This window comes from Halioglobus sp. D3-4 (genome assembly GCF_055809315.1).
The window spans coordinates 1,120,108-1,139,346 of the sequence record NZ_CM147907.1 but is presented as its reverse complement, the minus strand read 5'-3'; the positions used below and the strand labels follow the sequence as shown (position 1 = coordinate 1,139,346).

18 protein-coding genes are annotated in these 19,239 nt (G+C 54.8%); 6 read left to right on the top strand and 12 right to left on the bottom strand.

Annotation, left to right across the window (positions count from 1 at the left end; genetic code table 11):
- Positions 1 to 10 precede the first annotated feature (10 nt).
- Entirely contained in the window at positions 11 to 790 is a 780-nt protein-coding gene (locus AC0L6S_RS04890; RefSeq protein ID WP_473427304.1) for an SDR family oxidoreductase, read from the top strand.
- Positions 791 to 840: 50 nt separating this feature from the next.
- Positions 841 to 1,911 carry an MBL fold metallo-hydrolase gene (locus AC0L6S_RS04885; RefSeq protein ID WP_473427303.1) on the top strand — a complete coding sequence of 357 codons (1,071 nt, stop codon included), beginning with the start codon at positions 841 to 843 and terminating at the stop codon, positions 1,909 to 1,911.
- A 63-nt stretch (positions 1,912 to 1,974) separates the two neighbouring features.
- Here AC0L6S_RS04885 and AC0L6S_RS04880 read toward each other — a convergent pair whose 3' ends face one another.
- From AC0L6S_RS04880 to AC0L6S_RS04850, 7 genes are all read right to left on the bottom strand, one after another.
- Complete coding sequence (locus tag AC0L6S_RS04880) at positions 1,975 to 2,280, bottom strand: antibiotic biosynthesis monooxygenase family protein (RefSeq protein WP_473427302.1); 306 nt, start codon at positions 2,278 to 2,280, stop codon at positions 1,975 to 1,977.
- A gap of 108 nt (positions 2,281 to 2,388) precedes the next feature.
- The gene (locus AC0L6S_RS04875) at positions 2,389 to 3,558 is read right to left on the bottom strand and encodes an acyl-CoA dehydrogenase family protein (RefSeq protein ID WP_473427301.1); all 1,170 of its coding nucleotides are present in this window, start codon (positions 3,556 to 3,558) and stop codon (positions 2,389 to 2,391) included.
- Positions 3,559 to 3,568: 10 nt separating this feature from the next.
- On the bottom strand, positions 3,569 to 4,747 hold the full coding sequence (locus AC0L6S_RS04870; protein ID WP_473427300.1) for an acyl-CoA dehydrogenase family protein: 1,179 nt from the start codon (positions 4,745 to 4,747) through the stop codon (positions 3,569 to 3,571).
- 244 nt (positions 4,748 to 4,991) lie between these two features.
- Positions 4,992 to 6,278 (bottom strand): aromatic ring-hydroxylating dioxygenase subunit alpha, encoded by a 1,287-nt coding sequence (locus tag AC0L6S_RS04865; protein ID WP_473427299.1) that lies wholly within the window; start codon positions 6,276 to 6,278, stop codon positions 4,992 to 4,994.
- Entirely contained in the window at positions 6,271 to 7,113 is an 843-nt protein-coding gene (locus tag AC0L6S_RS04860) for a class I SAM-dependent methyltransferase (RefSeq protein WP_473427298.1), read from the bottom strand. Before AC0L6S_RS04860 ends, AC0L6S_RS04865 begins: the two co-directional genes overlap by 8 nt.
- 24 nt (positions 7,114 to 7,137) lie before the next feature.
- On the bottom strand, positions 7,138 to 8,064 hold the full coding sequence (locus tag AC0L6S_RS04855) for a hypothetical protein (protein WP_473427296.1): 927 nt from the start codon (positions 8,062 to 8,064) through the stop codon (positions 7,138 to 7,140).
- Positions 8,061 to 8,876 carry a hypothetical protein gene (locus tag AC0L6S_RS04850; protein ID WP_473427295.1) on the bottom strand — a complete coding sequence of 272 codons (816 nt, stop codon included), beginning with the start codon at positions 8,874 to 8,876 and terminating at the stop codon, positions 8,061 to 8,063. Before AC0L6S_RS04850 ends, AC0L6S_RS04855 begins: the two co-directional genes overlap by 4 nt.
- A 603-nt stretch (positions 8,877 to 9,479) precedes the next feature.
- Here AC0L6S_RS04850 and fadB point away from each other — a divergent pair.
- From fadB to AC0L6S_RS04835, 3 genes are all read left to right on the top strand, one after another.
- Positions 9,480 to 11,627, top strand: coding sequence for a fatty acid oxidation complex subunit alpha FadB (gene fadB, locus AC0L6S_RS04845; RefSeq protein ID WP_473427294.1), 2,148 nt, complete (start codon positions 9,480 to 9,482; stop codon positions 11,625 to 11,627).
- A gap of 28 nt (positions 11,628 to 11,655) precedes the next feature.
- Positions 11,656 to 12,837 carry an acetyl-CoA C-acyltransferase FadA gene (gene fadA / locus AC0L6S_RS04840; protein WP_473427293.1) on the top strand — a complete coding sequence of 394 codons (1,182 nt, stop codon included), beginning with the start codon at positions 11,656 to 11,658 and terminating at the stop codon, positions 12,835 to 12,837.
- A 123-nt stretch (positions 12,838 to 12,960) separates the two neighbouring features.
- Positions 12,961 to 13,818: a hypothetical protein gene (locus tag AC0L6S_RS04835; RefSeq protein ID WP_473427292.1), complete on the top strand. Its 858-nt coding sequence runs from the start codon at positions 12,961 to 12,963 to the stop codon at positions 13,816 to 13,818.
- A gap of 67 nt (positions 13,819 to 13,885) precedes the next feature.
- Here AC0L6S_RS04835 and AC0L6S_RS04830 read toward each other — a convergent pair whose 3' ends face one another.
- The 4 genes from AC0L6S_RS04830 to AC0L6S_RS04815 form a co-directional block, all read right to left on the bottom strand.
- The gene (locus tag AC0L6S_RS04830) at positions 13,886 to 14,770 is read right to left on the bottom strand and encodes an alpha/beta fold hydrolase (protein ID WP_473427291.1); all 885 of its coding nucleotides are present in this window, start codon (positions 14,768 to 14,770) and stop codon (positions 13,886 to 13,888) included.
- Between the two features lie 69 nt (positions 14,771 to 14,839).
- Positions 14,840 to 16,222: a DsbA family protein gene (locus AC0L6S_RS04825; protein ID WP_473427290.1), complete on the bottom strand. Its 1,383-nt coding sequence runs from the start codon at positions 16,220 to 16,222 to the stop codon at positions 14,840 to 14,842.
- 3 nt (positions 16,223 to 16,225) lie between these two features.
- A complete protein-coding gene (locus tag AC0L6S_RS04820) occupies positions 16,226 to 16,909 on the bottom strand; it encodes a glutathione S-transferase family protein (RefSeq protein ID WP_473427289.1) in 684 nt (227 codons plus the stop codon).
- A gap of 27 nt (positions 16,910 to 16,936) precedes the next feature.
- The gene (locus tag AC0L6S_RS04815; protein WP_473427288.1) at positions 16,937 to 17,527 is read right to left on the bottom strand and encodes a TetR/AcrR family transcriptional regulator; all 591 of its coding nucleotides are present in this window, start codon (positions 17,525 to 17,527) and stop codon (positions 16,937 to 16,939) included.
- 150 nt (positions 17,528 to 17,677) lie between these two features.
- Between AC0L6S_RS04815 and AC0L6S_RS04810 the strand changes: the two genes are divergently transcribed.
- On the top strand, positions 17,678 to 18,364 hold the full coding sequence (locus AC0L6S_RS04810; RefSeq protein ID WP_473427287.1) for a crotonase/enoyl-CoA hydratase family protein: 687 nt from the start codon (positions 17,678 to 17,680) through the stop codon (positions 18,362 to 18,364).
- 11 nt (positions 18,365 to 18,375) lie between these two features.
- Here the strand turns inward: AC0L6S_RS04810 and AC0L6S_RS04805 are convergent, their stop codons facing one another.
- Positions 18,376 to 19,236, bottom strand: a complete 861-nt coding sequence (locus AC0L6S_RS04805) for an LLM class F420-dependent oxidoreductase (protein ID WP_473427286.1) — start codon at positions 19,234 to 19,236, stop codon at positions 18,376 to 18,378.
- Between the last annotated feature and the right edge of the window lie 3 nt (positions 19,237 to 19,239).

Genomic DNA, 19,239 nt, shown 5'->3' with positions numbered 1-19,239 from the left:
AGATACAACCGTGCAATTGAAAGACAAAATCGCAGTAGTAACAGGTGCCGGTAGTGGTATCGGCAAAGCGCTGGTACAAAAATTCATGGCCGAAGGCGCCCGAGAGGTTGTTGCGGTAGATATCAATGTCGACACCGCCGAACAGACCGCTGCGGAACTGGGCTGCGTAGCGATGTCCGCCGATGTGACCAACGAGAACGATATCATTCGCATTATCGAAGACACCGAACGGGATATCGGACCTATCGACCTGTTCTGCAGTAACGCCGGTATCGCCGTCGGCGCCAGCGAGCAGTCTCCCAATGAAGAGTGGCAGCTTATCTGGGAGGTCAACGTAATGTCCCATGTCTATGCTGCCAGGCATCTCGTACCGCGTATGATTCAACGCGGCGGCGGCTACTTTCTCAATACCGCATCAGCAGCTGGCCTGCTGAACCAGATCGGCGGCGCCGCATATGGCACAACCAAGCATGCCGCTGTAGGATTCGCGGAATGGCTGGCACTGACCTATGCACACGAAGGTATTAAGGTGTCACTGTTGTGTCCGCAGGCAGTGCGCACCGCAATGACGGCAGACAGCGATGACGATGCCACCAAAGCGGCGAGTAACGACGGCATGATGGAGCCCGATGCGCTGGCCGACATTGTGGTCGATCACCTGCAACAGGAAACGTTCCTGATTCTCACGCATGACGAGGTGAAAGTTTACATGCAGCGCAAAACGTCGGACTACGATCGCTGGATCGGCGGCATGAACCGATTGCTGCAAAGACTCACCGGGCGGTCCTGATGACCACAAAACTGACAACTGAAGCTCATTACGCTTTTGGGAGATAAATTATGAAGAAACCCTTAATCATCCTTGTGGTTATTGCGGTAGCTTGCGTGGTTGCCTATTCACAACGCGCCGACATCGCGATGCGCCTTATGTCCGCCGGTGCCAAATCGGCGATGACGGAAAGCACAGTGGACCGTATGGAAGACGGGCTACACGTGACCTTGTGTGGCGCTGGCGGCCCACTTCCCGACCCCAAACGCTCAGGCCCGTGTATCGCAGTAGTCGCCGGCAAACAATTGTTCATTGTCGATGCCGGGACAAATGGCCTGCGCAACCTGGTCAGGATGCGCTACCCCGTCGGCGATATAGAAGCGGTACTGCTGACACACTTTCACTCTGACCACATCGACGGATTGGGTGAAATGGCTACCATTCGCTGGGTCAACGCCGCCAACAGTAAACCGCTGCCTGTGATAGGGCCGCAGGGTGTGCAAAAAATCGTCAACGGTTTCAACCAGGCCTACCAGCAGGATTCGATCGGCCGCCACGGCCATCACGGCGACACTGTGGCGCCACTGTCCGGATTTGGCATGGTGGCCAAACCATTTCCGGTTCCTCCCGAGGGTGAGCTTGAAACCGTCTATGAGCAGGGGGATGTTACAATTCAGGCACTTCTGGTCGATCACGGGCCGGTAAAGCCGGCGGTTGGCTATCTCTTCAACTATAAGGATCGTTCGGTACTGATCAGCGGTGACACGTCCAAGTCAGCCAATATTGAACAATTTGCCCAAGGGGTCGATTTGCTGTTGCACGAGGCGCTCGCACGAAACCTTGTCGGCGTGATGCACGATGCCGCGACAGAGACCGGCTCCACCGAGCTTGCGAAGATCACGCTGGATATTCAGAATTATCACGCCTCGCCGGTTGAAGCGGCAGAGACTGCCAGAGACGCGGGCGTCGGCCACCTGCTCTATTACCATATCGTGCCGCCGCTCATTCTGCCGGGGATGGATGCGGCGTTCCTCGAGGGGGTTGAAGAGGTATACCCAAACTTTACCTTGGGTGAAGACGGAACGTCCTTCTCCCTACCGGCGGGTTCTACAGACATCATCGAGACCGGAAACGCACTGTAGTTCAGCCCTTCATCAGACAGTGTGCCATTGGCCCGGAGCTCAGCACGTGCCCGGGCAGTCCAGCTACCCTGCGCTGCACCCAGGGAGCAGCGCATAGTGCTCCACGTCGGGAAACGGATCGTAGAAATGATGGAGTAACTTTCGCCACTGTTGGTACTGCGGCGACGTCCTGAAGCCCTCGGTGTGGTCTTCCAACCTTTCCCAGTTGACGAGCAGGAGGTAGCGCCCCTCCTGCTCCATACATCGTTGCAGTTGATGTGACACATAACCGGGCATACTGCTGATAATGTGCTGGGCCTTTTCGAAAGCTGCCTCGAACGGCAACGCCTGCCCGCTTTTCACATAGAGAAAGGCCACTTCAAGAATCATGATACGTTCGCCATGCAATTGCGCCCGGCACAGGGGCTCTCACCAAACAGCCCCTCACCGGTCCTCACCAGTGTATAGCCACGGTCGCGTACGCCCGCCTGTGCTGACTCAGGCGGCCTCAGATGTGTTCGCTGCTTCTGCGCCAACAGGTGCATTTACCAGGTCAGCGAACAACTGCTGGTGGTAATCAGCATCGCCAAACAGTGTATTAATGATCATTAGTCTCTTCACGTAGAAACCCACTGACAATTCATCGGTCATGCCCATGCCGCCGTGCAACTGAATCGCTTCACCGCCGATCAATTTGCCCGCGCGTCCGACCATCACTTTCAGCGCCAGCAGACTACGAAGAGCGTCTTCGTCGTTATCCTGGGCAGCACAAACAGCACGGTACAACAGTGACTTCACATTTTCACAAGCGCCGAAGGTATCCACCATACGGTGTTGCAAGGCCTGGAATGACCCGATAGCCACGCCAAACTGTTCACGGGTCTTACAGTACTCAAGCGTCTGTGCGTTGAGCGATTCCATGACGCCAAGGGCATTTGCAGATACGGCAAGACGAGCGTCATCTACCACCGGGCTCATCAACTCATAACCCTCACCCACGGTGCCGATAACCGATTCGGCGCTGACGTTGTTAAAGCTGATATTTGCCGCTTCCTGGCCATCTGTCATTCGGTAGAGTGTGCGCGCTACACCGTCAGCGGCTGCGTCGACCAGAAACAGGGTAATACCGCCCTCGTCGGCCTGCTCACCCGCAGTGCGTGCTGCAACAATCAGTTTGTCGGCCGCGCCACCGTTGAGCACTACTGTCTTGTGTCCATTCAAAACCCATTGCTCACCACTCTTTTCTGCACGAGTGGTCATATCGGTCATAACATAACGACTCTGGCGCTCGAGGTAGGCAAACGCACCGTGTAACTCACCCGCGATAATGCCCGGAATGTAGTTACTCTTTATGGACTCGCTCGCACCCGCTTGCAGTAGACCGCCGAACAGCAATACCGTTGCCAGATAAGGCTCGGCAACGAGCCCGCGCCCGAACTCCTGCATCAGCACCATGGTATCGACAGGACCACCACCAAAACCATCAAACTCCTCGGCAAAGGGTATGGACAGCCAACCCAGGTCAGCAAATTGTTGCCAGTGTTGCGCACTGAAGCCATGCTCCTGCGCCACCACGGCATTGCGCTGTTCAAAGGAATAATTTTCCTGCACGAAACGTGCAATACTGTCGCGGATCTGGCTCTGTTCTTCACTCAAATTAAAATTCATTATCTATCTCCTACAGACCAAGCACATATTTGGCTGTGATGTTTTTCTGGACTTCGTTGGAGCCACCATAGATGGAGGATGCCCGCCCCCTGAAGAAGTTTTTCTGCGCGCTATCGGCATAGTCGTGCCCCAGTTCTGCAGCGCTTAAATCTCCCTGCAATGTACCGCTGTAATAGGCCGCAACATCCATACGCAGTTCCTGGATGACCTGCTGGATCTCTGTGCCCTGGAGTTTAAGTAGCGAGGATTCCGGCCCCGGCTCCTTGCCCTCTGCAATTGAGGCCAGGGCGCGCAGCTCGGTGAACTCCAACGCCATCAGGTCAATCTCAATATCCGTCAGCCGCTTTGCAAAAAGTGGGTCTGCCAGCAGCGATTGCCCGCCATTGACCTCGGCCCGGGCTTCTTCCCTTAATCGTCCAAGCGCGCGTTTGGAATCGGCCACCTCGGCAATGGAAAGCCGCTCCTGAACCAGCAGGGATTTAGCGTATGTCCAGCCCTTCCCTTCTTCGCCGATGCGGTTTTCTACCGGAACCCGCACATTGTCGAAGTGGACTTCATTCAGGTGATGGAAGTTATCGATGGTATCAATGGGCCGAACGGTGATCCCGGGGCTCTTCATATCGATCAACAGGAACGTAATGCCCTCCTGCTTGCGACCTGAACTGTCGGTGCGCACCAGACAGAATATCCAGTCCGCATGCTGGGCGTAGGTTGTCCAGATTTTACTGCCGTTGATAACGTATTCATCGCCCTCCAGGTCAGCGCGGCATTTCAGCGCTGCCAGATCTGAGCCCGCACCGGGCTCGGAATATCCCTGACACCACCAGTCTTCGCTGTTGAGTATACGCGGCAGAAATTTTGCTTTTTGCTCCTCGTTCCCATAGCCGATAATAACGGAGGCCACCATCGTCACGCCAAAGGGTACCGCCTCAGGCGCGCCTGCGGAGGCGCGTTCCTGGTTGTATATAAAGGATTGGGTAACCGTCCAGTCCGTACCGCCATACTCGACAGGCCAGTGTGGTGCCATCCAGCCCTTCTTATATAGCCGTCGCTGCCATTCGACGGCCCCCTCTTTCATAGTCGCCTTGTTGGCACAGGTTGCCGCCAGTTCCTCTGTCCAGGCCTCACTCAGGAAGTCTCTCACCTCGGCCTGGAAGGCCAGGTCCTCTTCACTCAATCGCGTATGCATCTGTACCTACTCCTCGTGATAGTGTTCGTTTGTTCGCCGCCTGGGGTTTATCGCCACCGGAACGCGGCACAGGCAGCCTCTTTGGAATACACCTGAGTTCAGCGCCGCCATCCTTTTGGCATATTGTATGCCATAGAATTTGTCACGACAAACACAGGAAGTGACAAACCACGAATACGGGCTTGCACCATGTTACCGGAGGGAAGTCTGGGCAGAATTTCAGCCATCAACTACTGATCACTATCTATTCAAATAGCTTCTTGAACTTCGATAGACCCAGCACCGCTGCGCCAGATAGCACAATCATGAGTAGCGATATATTCTTGAGGACCGCCGATTCCACATAGATGCCAATCAGCACCAGCATCACCAGCAGCCAGGTCAAATACGTCTGGACGTTCGAAGCGCGCGCGTGCACTCGACTGCAATCGCTGCATAGACGCGTATGTATCTGAAAAGCGTCACTGGGATACGCCACATCGTCTGCCTGCACAGCGCTGCGAGAGCTTCTATAACCCCGGTAAAGCGGCAGGGTCTGGCCGTAATCATCAAGCCAACGGCGATAGGCGAGAACCAACTGATCACACGTTTTTATCGGCCGCCACAATTCATTCAATTCCAGATTCGACGACTCGACTGACTTGTGTTGACCAATGATTATCGCCATATCCTGTTGCAGAATAGTATTCTGGATGCAGTGTTCCAGCCAGCGCGGCTTGCGCCGCTCGCGCCGGGAAAAGAAATTGCTGTATTTTCTGTACAGCAGACGACAGCGTTTCTGTCCCAGGGGCAGTGAGTACAGCGCCAATCCGGAGCTCAACCGAGCATCCTTGTACTCCGAAATATAATGCACCAGATTGGGGGCTACAAACTGAACACGCGCCGCCTTGAGTGGGCTCACGGCGTTACCGGGTAGGCCAATACTCTTGAATTGAGCCGATATTCCCTGGACTGAATTCTGCTCTATTGTGAATTCAAGCGGCAGCGCGAGTTCCCGATTACCACCGCCTCTTATGCCGTGATGGGCAATATGTATGTGTGCCACGTCGATCACATTCTCTATCAGGTAGCTCTGGTCATAAGGAAGATCTACCACGTAATCAACAGTATAGGTGTCACTCTGCCCTATTTCAGGGACAGTCGGTATAGCCTGTGGATCCGCCCGCTCACCGTCACCATACCAGAACCAGACCAGGCCCTGCACAACCGCCACATCGAAACTCTCGACACAAGTGTGCTCTGGAATGTCGTGTTCCGACGCCAGTTGGGGAATCTTGACACACTGCCCGTTCAGGTCGAACTGCCACCCATGATACTGACATTCGATGATGCCCTGCCCCAGTCTTCCTGTTGAAAGTTTGGCTGCCCTATGCGGGCACCTGTCCCGGAGACAGGTAATCGCACCGTCGCCGTTACGCAACAGAATAAACCCCTCGTCGTATACCGAGAACGGCGTTATCGATTCTTTCGCAATGTCGCGCTCGAAGGCGACAGGATACCAACAGTTCCTGAAATCGAAACCTTCAACCATTTTCAGACCTTTTGGCCAGTACCACGAAGAAACCTGGGAAGTATGAACCGGATGCCAGTCTGTCCCTGGAAGTTTTTTCCAGTTGCTTCTCCTGCTCGAATAACGCATCCAGGTTGTCGATATCCTGAAACCGGTTGATGGAGGTAGAGACAATCTCCATATTGACAGATGCCAGCACCTCGCTGACTTCCTGCAGGGTATGCTGGGTTTCATGCGGATGTAACACCTGGTCACGAAACCAGGATCGCAGATGGGTATCATCCTTCAAATTGGAGTGCAGTCGCCTGTACTCTGCAAATAGCACGTCGTCATCAGCTCCCGCTGAGCGCATGTCCTCAAAGTGCTGTAAAAAGGGCCGCCGACCGAAAAGGTGATACAACCCAAGCAAGAAGTGCCCGCCCGGTTTTACAAAATCCTGACTGATTCGGCGCATCGCCCTTACGACATCACCTGTATGGTGAAGTACACCCAGCGATACGGCGACGTCATAGCGTTCTTCAGGCGAGTAGAGAAACAAATCCGACGTGAAAAAGCGTGTGCCCAGCCCCATGGCTGCAGATATTCTCTGTGCGTATTCGATCACCCCACTATTGAAATCGATGGCAGTTACATCCGCACCGTAATAATGCGCCATGCAATTGCTCATCCATCCCGCACCGCAGCCAACCTCCAACACGCGGGTTCCCTTGCCCAGCAGCGGAACCAGACAAGGGTAGTTCGCGACGGAATTATTTGAACGTATCGCGTTAATGTTCTGCTGTTCATCACCGTGAACATTAAAGGGTAATGTGCGGTAGAACTCGAGCACCTCAGGTTTTGCATAATCGGAGAGCATCACGTCAATCCACCACCCTTTCCACTATGCATGACCTATCATTAACTGCTGTAATTCCCGATGGTACTCCCTGGCAAACAGGCGATAAATATCATCGGCAAGACCAGCATGTGGGCCTATCCCCGCGTGTTTTCCATCTCTTGCCAACCGCAAACCCGGTTTATCCTTAAATGTATCCTTCCCGACCTCCATGATGTGCGTGGGCGCGATATTTTGCGTTGCAATGTACTGGTTGAATCGTTGTGGCAAGCCAAATCCAGCCTGCGCAACCCACATCACGTTGCGCGCCTGCAAGTGCCTTTGACACACGATAAACAGCTTCCACTGATTGAAGGTATTGGACACCTCATGGGCGTGTTGCTGATGTGCTTTCAAGACAGACTCATGCCTGTCCAGTGTATAGCGGCTACCGGCTAGTTGATCACCGCCAAAGCATGTCAGGTAGTTGCCATCCTCAAAGATATACTCGCGCCTGTTCTTGTTCGGAAAATTCAGAATCACGAAATCGGGCCTCAGCACAGCTAACGCAGACGGCAACACGCGCGCTATAAACTCTACGCTAATGCCACCCTGGCTCAAATTCCAATGTTGCACCGCTCGCCCGGTATGGGCCTGTAACTTTTGTGCGACCAGGTGGCCGTAAGTGCGCTCCAGAGGCAACCCCATGCCAAACGCATGACTCTCGCCCAACGTAAGAATGTGCAGATGATTCTTGTCAAATCTCTCTCGTGTATCAAACTCGATACACCGATAGCCGTGCCGGTTGAATGAATACTCAATGTCATCCGGGCCAATCTCCGGATGCGGGTTTTCAAAATAATGCTGCTCATTGTCACTGCGAAACCACTTGCATGTGCCCGCCTCCCTGTGTCCTGTATAAGGGATCGCCGTAGCGCTGAACAATGGCATCAATTCTGCCGGAGCGAGCACTGTGACTTGCGGCGAAGTCATACCGGGTACCGCGCTGCGCGGCGCGCAACGTAGGCATCGCAAACGACATCGGCGTGTGCCTGATTCGGCAATACACCCGGATGAATGAAATCCCGAGCCAGCATGTACTCTTCCGGTTCGCTTTGTTCTGAAGACTGCATGAATTGATGGATAATACTGGCTACGCGCCTGTGCGCCGCTGAGTTCTCTGCCCCCGGACTGACGGCTCCGATATCAGGCGCGCTATAAAGCCAATCGATACCGTGGTAATCACACAAAAACTCACAGTAGTAATAATCGTTCCAAAAGCTCATCGTATTGTTAAAACTGGATGCGAGGGCCAGATGAGCCCGGTCCATTCTCGAGGCTTCGGGGTCCCACCAGCGGCTTATCTTGCGACGATGCGCAATACCATCCGGCTCGCAGAAGAATATTTCATCGTTGTCATTGAAGTACTCCCGATACCCCGAGTGTTCCGGAAAATTCAGGAACAGAAAATCCGGTGACAACATGTGGATGATGGGGTACAGCATGCGTGAGATAAAACCCGAACCCGCTAGTGGGAGCCCGAGATTCCAGACAACTACCTGCTTACCAACCACACGCTCCAGCCGCGAGGCCAGCAGGTTGGCGTAGAGCTTATCGGCGGGCAACCCGACGCCAAAGGTTTCAGAGCCTCCAATCACCACCAGTTTGAAACACGACGGATCAGCCACGATATCACGGTCGAAGTCGGGGCACCGATAGCCGGCACGATTCAGTGCATAGGTAACAGACCGCTTGCCAAACAGGGGATGCGGCCGCTTTCGCCAGGCTTTTCTGGAGTCCGTCATACACCAATGCCTGTGAATATCGAGCCTTTCAGGCGCGCGCGGGAACGAATCGTGCCGTAGGCCGTAAACCTTCGACGGTTTTGATTGCTCCGCCGGGCGAGGCATCAATCGTTAACCATGGACGCTAAATATCTGAAGTAAACTAGAATAATGGATAAATGAAGGGGTCATCGTCATTATCGTTGTCTTTCTTATTCTTGCGCTTTTTTAGTAGCGATTTCAGAAAGCTCTGGTAATTTTTTAGTATTCTGCCAAGCTTTTTCACGTATACATCTCCGTATGAAAATACTTTGCTCCGACGTCAACTGGCCGCAGCCGCTATCCTGGCAACCCGCGCACCCGAAGGAAGATAGGTCACTTGTCCATTTTAACTGAGTATAACCTGCAACAAAGCGAAGGCAACATCGCGTTTTCAACCTATGTCACAAGTTCTGCCAGCCAATGAGACTTTTATCTGGATAAGTGGCGGGTTGAAGGCAGCCCAACCGGTCTGAGCGACAGGCCACACCGGAAAACACGAAGGACACAACTTTGGGCATTCGATCGTAATATTAGGTATAATCGCGCGCGTCTTTACCCCTCCATCTGACACAGGACACCGATATGATCTACCAGAGTGACCAGCTCACGATAAAACGTCTGGACGGCGATATCGCCGAGCTCAACTTCGATTTGCAGGGCGAATCGGTCAACAAATTCGATAATGCGACTGTCTCCAGCCTCACTGTAGGCCTGGATGCACTGGAGGCAGAAGGCGGCATCAAGGGCCTGCTGGTCACCAGCGCCAAGCCGGTATTCATCGTCGGCGCGGATATTACTGAGTTCACCAGCCTGTTCGGCGCGAGCAAAGAGGACATCAAGCCTTTCGTCGCCAGCAACAACAAAAACTTCAACCGTATAGCCAGTCTCCCCTACCCCAGTGCCGCCGCCATCAACGGTTTCGCCATGGGTGGTGGGCTTGAATGTTGCTTGGCCTGTGATTTCAGGGTGATGAGTAACGCTGCGAAAATCGGCTTGCCGGAAACCAAACTGGGCATCCTCCCTGCCTGGGGCGGCACTGTGCGCCTGCCGCGTATCATCGGTGTAGACGAGGCGGTAATGTGGATGGCAACCGGCGCTGAAAAACGCCCCGCTGATGCCCTGAAAGCAGGCGCAGTAGACGCTCTGGCAGACCCTGACGAGCTTCGCTCCGTGACTTTGGCGACCCTGCAGGGCGCCATTGACGGCAAGCTCGATTACGCTCTGCGCCGCGCACGCAAGCACGGTCCCCTGCCGCTGAATGATACAGAAGCCATGATGTCGTTTTTCACTATCAAGGCAATGGTCGCGCAACAGGCTGGCAAAAACTACCCCGCACCTGTCAAGGTAGTAGACGTCATCGAAGCGGCGCGCAGTATGAGCCTCGACGACGCACTGGAGGTAGAAGCAGACGCATTCGCGGAACTGGCCACCACACCTGTCGCCGCAGCCCTGGTCGGCGTATTCCTGAATGACCAGTTGTTAAGTAAAAAAGCCAAAGGCTGGGAGAAGCAGGCCGACAAAAAGATTGATCGAGCCGCCGTTCTCGGTGCCGGCATCATGGGTGGTGGCATCGCCTACCAGAGCGCCTATAAAGGCACGCCAATCAAAATGAAAGATATCGCGCAAGAGGGGCTGGACCTGGGCTTATCCGAAGCCTCCAAACTACTCGCCAAACGGGTCGATCGCGGCCGTATGACTGCAGCCCAGATGGGCGATATCCTCAACAGTATTGACCCCACTTTGTCCTATGCCGGTTTTGACGATGTCGATATCGTCGTAGAGGCCGTTGTAGAGAACGAGAAAGTAAAAGGCATCGTTCTCGCAGAAGTGGAACAGGAGATCAGCGAGGATACCGTGCTGGCTTCCAACACCTCGACCATTTCTATCACACGGCTGGCAAAAAACCTGAAACGCCCGGAAAACTTCTGCGGCATGCACTTTTTCAATCCGGTGCACGCCATGCCGCTGGTGGAAGTCATTCGCGGTGAGAAGACTTCTGATACAGCGGTAGCCCGGACCGTCGCGTACGCCAACAAGATGGGTAAGAAAGCGGTAGTGGTTAACGACTGCCCCGGCTTCCTTGTCAACCGCGTACTGTTTCCGTACTTCGGTGGCTTCAATATGTTGCTGCGTGACGGCGCTGACTTCCAGGCAGTCGACAAGGTTATGGAGCGCTGGGGCTGGCCTATGGGCCCGGCCTATCTGATGGATGTTGTGGGCATAGACACCGGCGTGCACGCGGCCAATGTAATGGCCGAGGGCTTCCCGGATCGCATGGCACCCGATTTCAAAAGTGCGACTGAGGTAATGTTCGAATTGGGTCGCTATGGACAGAAGAACGGCAAGGGCTTCTTTGAATACAATGAAGACAAACGTGGAAAACCGGTAAAAAGTGTCAACGAAGAGGTGTACAACATGATTGGCGATGTGGTTGCAGACCGCATCGAATTCGACCGTGAAGACATCGTCGCGCGCATGATGCTGCCAATGGCTATCGAGATGGCCCGCTGTGTGGAAGAAGGTATTGTCGGTACACCGGCAGAGGCCGATCTCGCACTGCTGTTTGGCGTCGGCTTTCCGCCTTTCCGCGGCGGTATCTTCCGCTGGATGGACACTGTGGGATTAGCCCACCTCGCCGAGGCATCCGCCAGGTTCGCTCATCTGGGCAAAGCCTATGAGCTGACTGAACGCATGCAGGAAATGCTCGCCAACGGCGAAACCTACTACTGAGTTACGGGCTAATTAAAGGAGAAATACTGTGAGTTTGAATCCAAGAGATGCAGTGATAGTGGATTACGCCCGTTCGGCAATGGGGCGTTCCAAAAATGGGTGTTTTCGCAACGTACGCGCGGATGATCTGTCGGCTGCCGTGATCAAGGGCATGCTGGCGCGCAACGAGGCGCTGGACCCAGCTGAAATCGATGATCTTATCTGGGGCTGTGTCATCCAGCGCGGTGAACAGGGTATGAATCTGGCGCGCCTTATTGTGCTGAATGCAGAACTGCCCCATACAATCCCGGCGCAGACAGTCAATCGCCTTTGCGGCTCCTCTATGTCAGCCCTGCATACGGCGGCCGCCAATATCATGGCTGGTGTAGGCGATGTTTATCTGGTGGGCGGAGTGGAGCATCTGGGGCACCTGCCGATGATGGACGAAGCCAATATTGACATTAACCCGCGCATGGGTCGCTCCGTAGCAAAAGCGGCTGGCATGATGGGCATGACAGCAGAAATGCTCGCGCTGATACACGGTATCAGCCGGGAGGATCAGGACAAATTAGGCCTGCGTTCTCACCAACTAGCCCATAAGGCCACAATTGAAGGTAAATTCGACCGCGAGATAATTGCCATTGACGGGCATGACGAAAATGGTGCCCTGATATCGGTCACTGCCGATGAGACCATTCGCCCCGAGACGACCCTGGAGGATCTGGCAGCGCTCAAGCCCTCTTTCAACCCACAGGGCGGCACGGTAACGGCTGGCCAGTCCTCGCAGATATCCGACGGTGCTTCGGCGATGTTGATGATGTCCGCTGAACGAGCACAATCGCTTGGCCTGACGCCGATCGCCCGGATAAAAGGCATGTCACTGGCTGGCGTAGATCCCTCCATTATGGGCTACGGTCCAGTGCCCTCCACACAGAAAGCACTCAACAAGCTCGGCCTGACGATAGATGATATCGAGATGGTAGAGTTGAACGAGGCCTTCGCGGCGCAGGCCTTGCCGGTACTGAAAGACCTGGGGCTGCTGGACAAAATGGACGAGAAGGTCAACGTTCACGGCGGCGCCATCGCACTGGGTCACCCCTTCGGCTGCTCAGGTACACGGATTACCGGCTCACTGCTGAATGTCATGGAAGACCGCGGGCTCACCCTCGGCGTCTCTACCATGTGCATCGGTCTTGGCCAGGGTATTACCACGGTAATCGAACGCGTATAGACGACGGATGACCTCCTCTTTCGCAGAGATTCGACAATCTACTGAGAATCAACCGCTGCGCTGTGAGGAGCGTATGCTATTCCTCGATAGAGCTTATCGAGGAATAGCTCGATCCAAGAACCCATGAAGGAAAAGTTGTTTTATCTGGGCGTTGGCTGCCAGAAGGGTGGCACGACCTGGCTGCACTCCCAGTTAAGTCGCAGTCAGTTTATGCGCGAGGGTTTTCACAAGGAATACCATATCTTTGATGCCCTGTACGTCGAAGAGCTCTCCTATTTTCTGACTCGGAAGATCGAGAAAATCGGGCAGCAGATCAACAAAGGCGTACTGATGCGTTGTCAGGACGACCTGCTCAAACTGGTCGAATTTTGCCGTAACCCGGAAAGCTATTTTGATTATTTTGACCTTCTGTGGAGCCACAGCGACAAAACGATTGCCGTATGTGATTTCACACCAACCTACTGTGCACTACCTGTCGAGGGGTTCAGGGCTATAAGGGAGGGCCTGGAAAGCCGAGGCTTTTCCGTGAAACCAATTTTCATTATGAGAGACCCGGTTGAGCGCTGCTGGTCAATGCTCAGAATGCACCGGGAAGACCTGCAGCAACGCAACCCGGCAGCCACATTGGTACAGGAGCACGAGGCCCTTGCCCGGCATTATAATGGCCGCCAGTGCGAACTGCGCACCAGATATGAATGGACGGTACGCAATCTGGAGCAGGTGTTCGCTCCCAGCGAGATCTACTATGGCTTTTACGAGACGCTTTTCGAACAATCGACCCTACTACAATTGCAGGACTTCCTGAAGCTGCCGGACTTCGCGCCGAACGTCACTGAGAAAGTGCATGTCTCGAAAAAACAGCATGAGACATTGAGCGATGAACTTGCGGCTGATATCTCACACTATTATCGGGAAACCTATCAATTCTGCGCGGACCGCTTTGACACTGGCAAACTCTGGGCCGGGTATCAGTATTTGTAACGGCTTAAGGCAATGTGCCAAGCAGCACAGCATTGGGTGCACGCCTACACCCCAATCCCTACCCAGCCTACCCAGCCGTCTCACAGATCAGGTCAACAAACTGCGGCAGCAGTGGCTCGGGCAGATCGTGTCCCATCCCCTCAAACAATTCCAGGCGTGCGCCACGCACCAGGCCGGCGGTATCAATACCACCGGCGACAGGCACTAGCGGATCGTCATTTCCGTGTATCACCAGTGTGGGTGCCACAACCTTTTTCAGTATATTGATACGGTCGCCGCTGGCCATAATAGCTGCCATATGACGGGAGTGGCCCGCAGGGTGGTGGGAGCGCTGAAAGCTGCGGGCCAGTTTTTCCCGCAACACCTCATCGCTGGGTTGATAAGCCGGACTACCGATCAACCGCCAGGTTCGGACGGCATGTGCCTGCAAGGCCGCTGGATCAGAACTGCGCGGCCTGCGCAGCATATGCATCGCGACCTCACGCTTTGCGCCGGGCAGCGATTTGCGACCACTTGTGGACATAATGGATGTAAGTGAAAGCACTCTGAACGGAAAGTGGCCGGCCACCAACTGTGCGATCATACCGCCCATTGAAGCGCCCACGACATGCGCCGCATCGATATCCAGAGCGTCCATCAAACCGATCGTATCCTGTGCCATATCCTGTAGTCTGTAAGGCACGTTAAAAGGGAGATCGAAGCGTGAAAATGCTGCCATTTTAAGCATATTGGGCAGCCGCCCCGCCTGCACTTTCTCAGACAGCCCAATATCTCTGTTATCAAAACGTATTACACGGAAACCGCGCATCGCGAGGCCGTGACAAAAGGCTTCTGGCCAGGCGATCATCTGGGTACCAAGACCCATTATCAGTAGAATGACCGGTTGATCGGGCCGGCCGAACTCCTCGTAGGCCAACCTGATTCCGTTGGCATGGACATAACGTTCTGACATTGGGCTTCCCTGGAGGGTGAAGATAGAGGCGCATGAAACAGGCACTGCCCGGCATACACACCGGTGCAGTTACTGTGTTGATTGGCGCGTCGAAAGTTGTCGCTGGATTTCCCGGGCAAACAGCCACAGCCTGTCCTGCCCCCACAATGCCAGTAGCTGCTCACCGGCCTCATTCAGCAGGCGAAAACTCGGCACGCCCCACAAGCCGGCGTTGTACATGGATACGCGATTGGCTTCCAGCATGTCTTCCCAACCGGATTGACCCACTCTATGTTCCGCTTCGCTCCAGTCCAGGCCCGCCTGCTCAACCACGGTGCGCAAGCCCTTGGGCCTGTTAATGTTAATGCCCTCAACAAATGCACAGCGCAAAAAAGCGCTGATGTACTCGATACCCCTGCCCTGCTCATGCGCCCATGAATACAAAGAGTAGCCGTTGCGCGCAGGGTTTCCGATAGGGTCGTAAAAATTACCGAACGGCACACCCGCCGCACGCGCCTCGCGCGCCGTATCCCAGAATATATACATGCCCTTCTGGCGGGTCGCGGGTACACCGCGCATGACCATCGGCAGTACGGGGCGTACCTCGAGATTAACACCTGTGTCGTGTGCCAGTTGAACGGCCCTGTCAAAACTGATCGCTGTGTAGGGGCTGCGCAGGGATGGGTAGACTTCCAGCGTCAGGCTGCCGTCATCCTTTAACAGTGGCGCATCTATCTCGGGCCTTGCTACCAGCGGCGGCACTCCCGGTGTTTTGTCTATGCCCAGTGCCGCCAACCGTTGTTCGAGATGATAGAGGCGATCAACTCCCCAGTACCATTCACCGCCATAGTAAAACATCGCACCGGAGTAATGTTTTAGCGCATCCCGACGCGCCAGGCCGGCGCCAAGTTTCTGGTTTACTATCGCATCTGCTGCGCACCCGTACTCATCTGCAAGCCGACGCAGCGTGGCTACATCCCCCGCCCACAGGGCACGGCCTGTCTCGGCGGCACGCTCGATAAAACCCCGACTATCCTGTGCGGCCAGAATACCCGTGGCCAGAGTCACCAGCTCGGGCGGCAAGGCATTGTCCCGGCGGGGAAAGTCCAGACCATATTCGCCCGCCACATGGAAGGCGTCATAGCGAGACAGTTGTAACAGGAGTTCCGGCTCGGCGACATTGTCACCCTGGGGCCCGGGCACCAGATGACACACGAACTCAATACCGTAACGCTCTGACAGAGACTTGAGCGTCTGTGCTGCGAGGTGGCTGTAACCATCTTCGACCTGATGAAAGTACTCAACGACATGCGCTCTGCCGGCCCTGACTCGCGCTTTCTCGGCACTGGCGCGACGCTTGGTGAGCCGTTCTATGCGACACAATTTGGTCATCAGAAACGAGGTAGCCCAGCGCAGCAACGCGTTGGGATCCATGGTGGCGGCGCCACCCTGCTCCTTAAACTGATCAGCCATGGGCTAGCGCTGAACCATTTTTTCAGCCTGCTCTACAAACGCACTGGCGGCCTTGTCATCTTCGAGGATACTGTCTACCTTCACCGGCACTTCGATACCCCGGCGCAGCCCGGGCTTTTCTTTCATTGCAGACAGCCAGCGATCGAGATTGTCCAGACCGTCACGGGATACTCCCGACCATTTGTAGGTACGCACCCAGCACCAGTTGGCGATATCGGCTATAGAATAATCATCCGCCAGCCACTCACTTTCTCCCAAGCGCCTGTCGAGCACCTCAAAAAGGCGCCGGGTTTCGTTCTGGTAGCGATCGATGGCAGGCTGGATTTTTTCCGGAAAGTAGCGATAAAACACATTGGCCTGCCCCATCATTGGCCCGATTCCCCCCATCTGGAACATCAGCCACTGCATCACCCGGGCACGCCCTGCGCCATCGCCGGGTAGTAACCGGCCCGCTTTTTCTGCCAGATATATCATAATGGCGCCGGACTCAAAGATGGCGAGGTCGTTCGCAGACCTGTCCACAATTGCGGGGATGCGACCGTTTGGATTGATCGTAAGATAAGTATCGCTGCGCTGCTCACCACTGGATAAATCGATGGCGTGCACTTCATAGGGGATGTTGAGCTCTTCCAGTGTGCAGGACGCTTTATGGCCGTTTGGCGTAGCGGCAGTATACAATTCGATCATGCGTCAATCCTCGTGCTTATTGTGCGCTCAGTTGCTGAGAATAATTTTGTTCATCAATTTGGTCGTCAGGCGGACACAGGTTTTCTTGCTCAGACCCTGATGTTCGCGCAGTCTGTTCCAGTGCTCAAACGATGCGATCGCGTCGACGAGTTCGCGTTCATCTGCGGGCATGTCTTGCAATTCGGGCAACCAGTCATCCAGATCCTTACGCAGTTGACGCTGCGCCCTGGCATACTGTTCACGCAATATGGGATAGCGCCACAACTGCGCTTTAGTGGTTAGAAAATGTTTGCCGACGGCCTCATAGGCCAGAGAGTGCTGCTCCACCGCGTGCAACACACGCTCCTCGAGTGTACCCGCGCGATCGCCGCCACCGAATAGCCCCTGGTATTGATCCCTGATAATAACGTCGGCCGAGGCGAACAGGCTTTCCATATCAGAAAAATGCCTGAATACTGAACGGATGCCGACGCCTGCCCGTTCCGACACCTGCTGCGCGGTGGGAACAAGCATGCCCTCTTCGACAAGTTCGATCATGGCGTCGATTATCGCCTGGCGACTGCGCTCGCTGCGTAGACGACGCCCATCGGGTACTTTTTTCACATCTTCGTCGGTCATAGTTCCGGTTTCATTGTGGTTGTCTCCCGGTTGCCGTGCGCTTGCGCGACCGCCGCTTTAATGACACCATATATGCCATTTGTTTGCAAGACTGCAGCAGGCAAAGCACTGCCAAACCCTGTTTGATTTCATCTTCGCACAAAAGAGGCCATGACTTTGAATTACGAAATACAGAACAATATCGCAGTTATCACTATCGATGACGGTAAGGCCAATGTGGTCGGTCCGACGTTTCTCGAGAGCATCAATGAAGCGCTTGACCGCGCTGAAAAAGAAAAACCCGGTGCAGTTATACTGCGTGGCCGCGACGGCATGTTTTCTGCGGGCTTCGATCTAGGCGAGTTCAAAAAAGGCCCGGAAGCGGGCATGGCCATGGTTGCCAATGGCATGCAACTGCTGATTCGGCTGTACAGCTTTCCGCTGCCAGTTGTGGCAGCGTGTACCGGCCACGGTATCGCAATGGGCGCATTTGTGATCATGGCCTGCGACAACCGTATTGGCACCCGCGGCAGCTATAAGATCACCCTGCCTGAAACAGCAATAGGTATGGAGGTGCCCCTCACGATGCTGGAGCTCACCGCATCTCGAGTGCCGCCACAGCACATTACCCGTGTCGCCATACAGGCGGAAGTGTTTGATCCCGACCAGGCGACTGCGGTAGGCCTGCTGGATGAGGTTGTCGAGTCACCCGAATTGATGGTGAGGGCGTTTGAAGTCGCTGAAAAACTGTCACAACTGCCACAAACCGTGTATGCCGCCAACAAATTGGCTGCGCGCAGGCATGCGCTGGCAGCCATGAACGAAGAATACGACAGGGCGATCGCCGCGAATCGATAATCAGGCTAGTCTCAGAGCTTGCCGATAACGTCGTCAGCGAATCGTGAAATACCTGCAAGGGGATCCTTGCCCAGCGCCAGCAGAGGTACGATGACACGGGATGCCCCCGTATCTTCAAATGCCTTGACGGCATCCAGCCCTCCCTGCATGTCCCACATGCAGGAGATTTCAACGCTGTCCGGATCCCTACCTACCGCTGCACATGCCGCGGCCAACGGTTCCAGCTTCTGGGCTAGCGCGGCGGCATTATCGACAGGCAGGAACCAACCGTCGCCGTGCGCTGCCACGCGCTCATAGATTTTGCCTTTGACACCGCCAATCACGATCGGGATACCACCTTCCCCACGAGGTATGGGGTAACTCTTGAACCCCGACCAATTGAGAAAGTCGCTTTGGTGTTCTACCACTCCGCCCGACCAGACTTTTTTCATCGCGACCATATAGTCATCGAAGCGCGCGCCGCGGCGTTCAAATGGCACACCCATGGCATCGAATTCCTCGCGCAACCAGCCGATACCTGCCCCCAGCATAAAGCGCCCGCCCGATACAAAGTCCAGGCTGGCCGCCTGCTTAGCCAGTAGAAGCGGGTTTGACTGGGATACAATATTGACGCCGGTACCCAGTTTCAGGGTGCTGGTATTGGCTGCTATCGCGGTCAATGCAATTAGCGGATCGACAAAATTAGTCTCCGGTTTTGCACCCATCTTGCCGTCTGCATTGTATGGGTACTTGGAAGCATAGTTTTCAGGCACCATAACATGCTCGAATGTCCACACCGACTCGAAGCCGACAGACTCTGCTAACTGCGCCAAACCAATCGTCTGCTCAATGCTCTTGACACCAACGTTCACAGGTATAAGACCAAATTTCATATT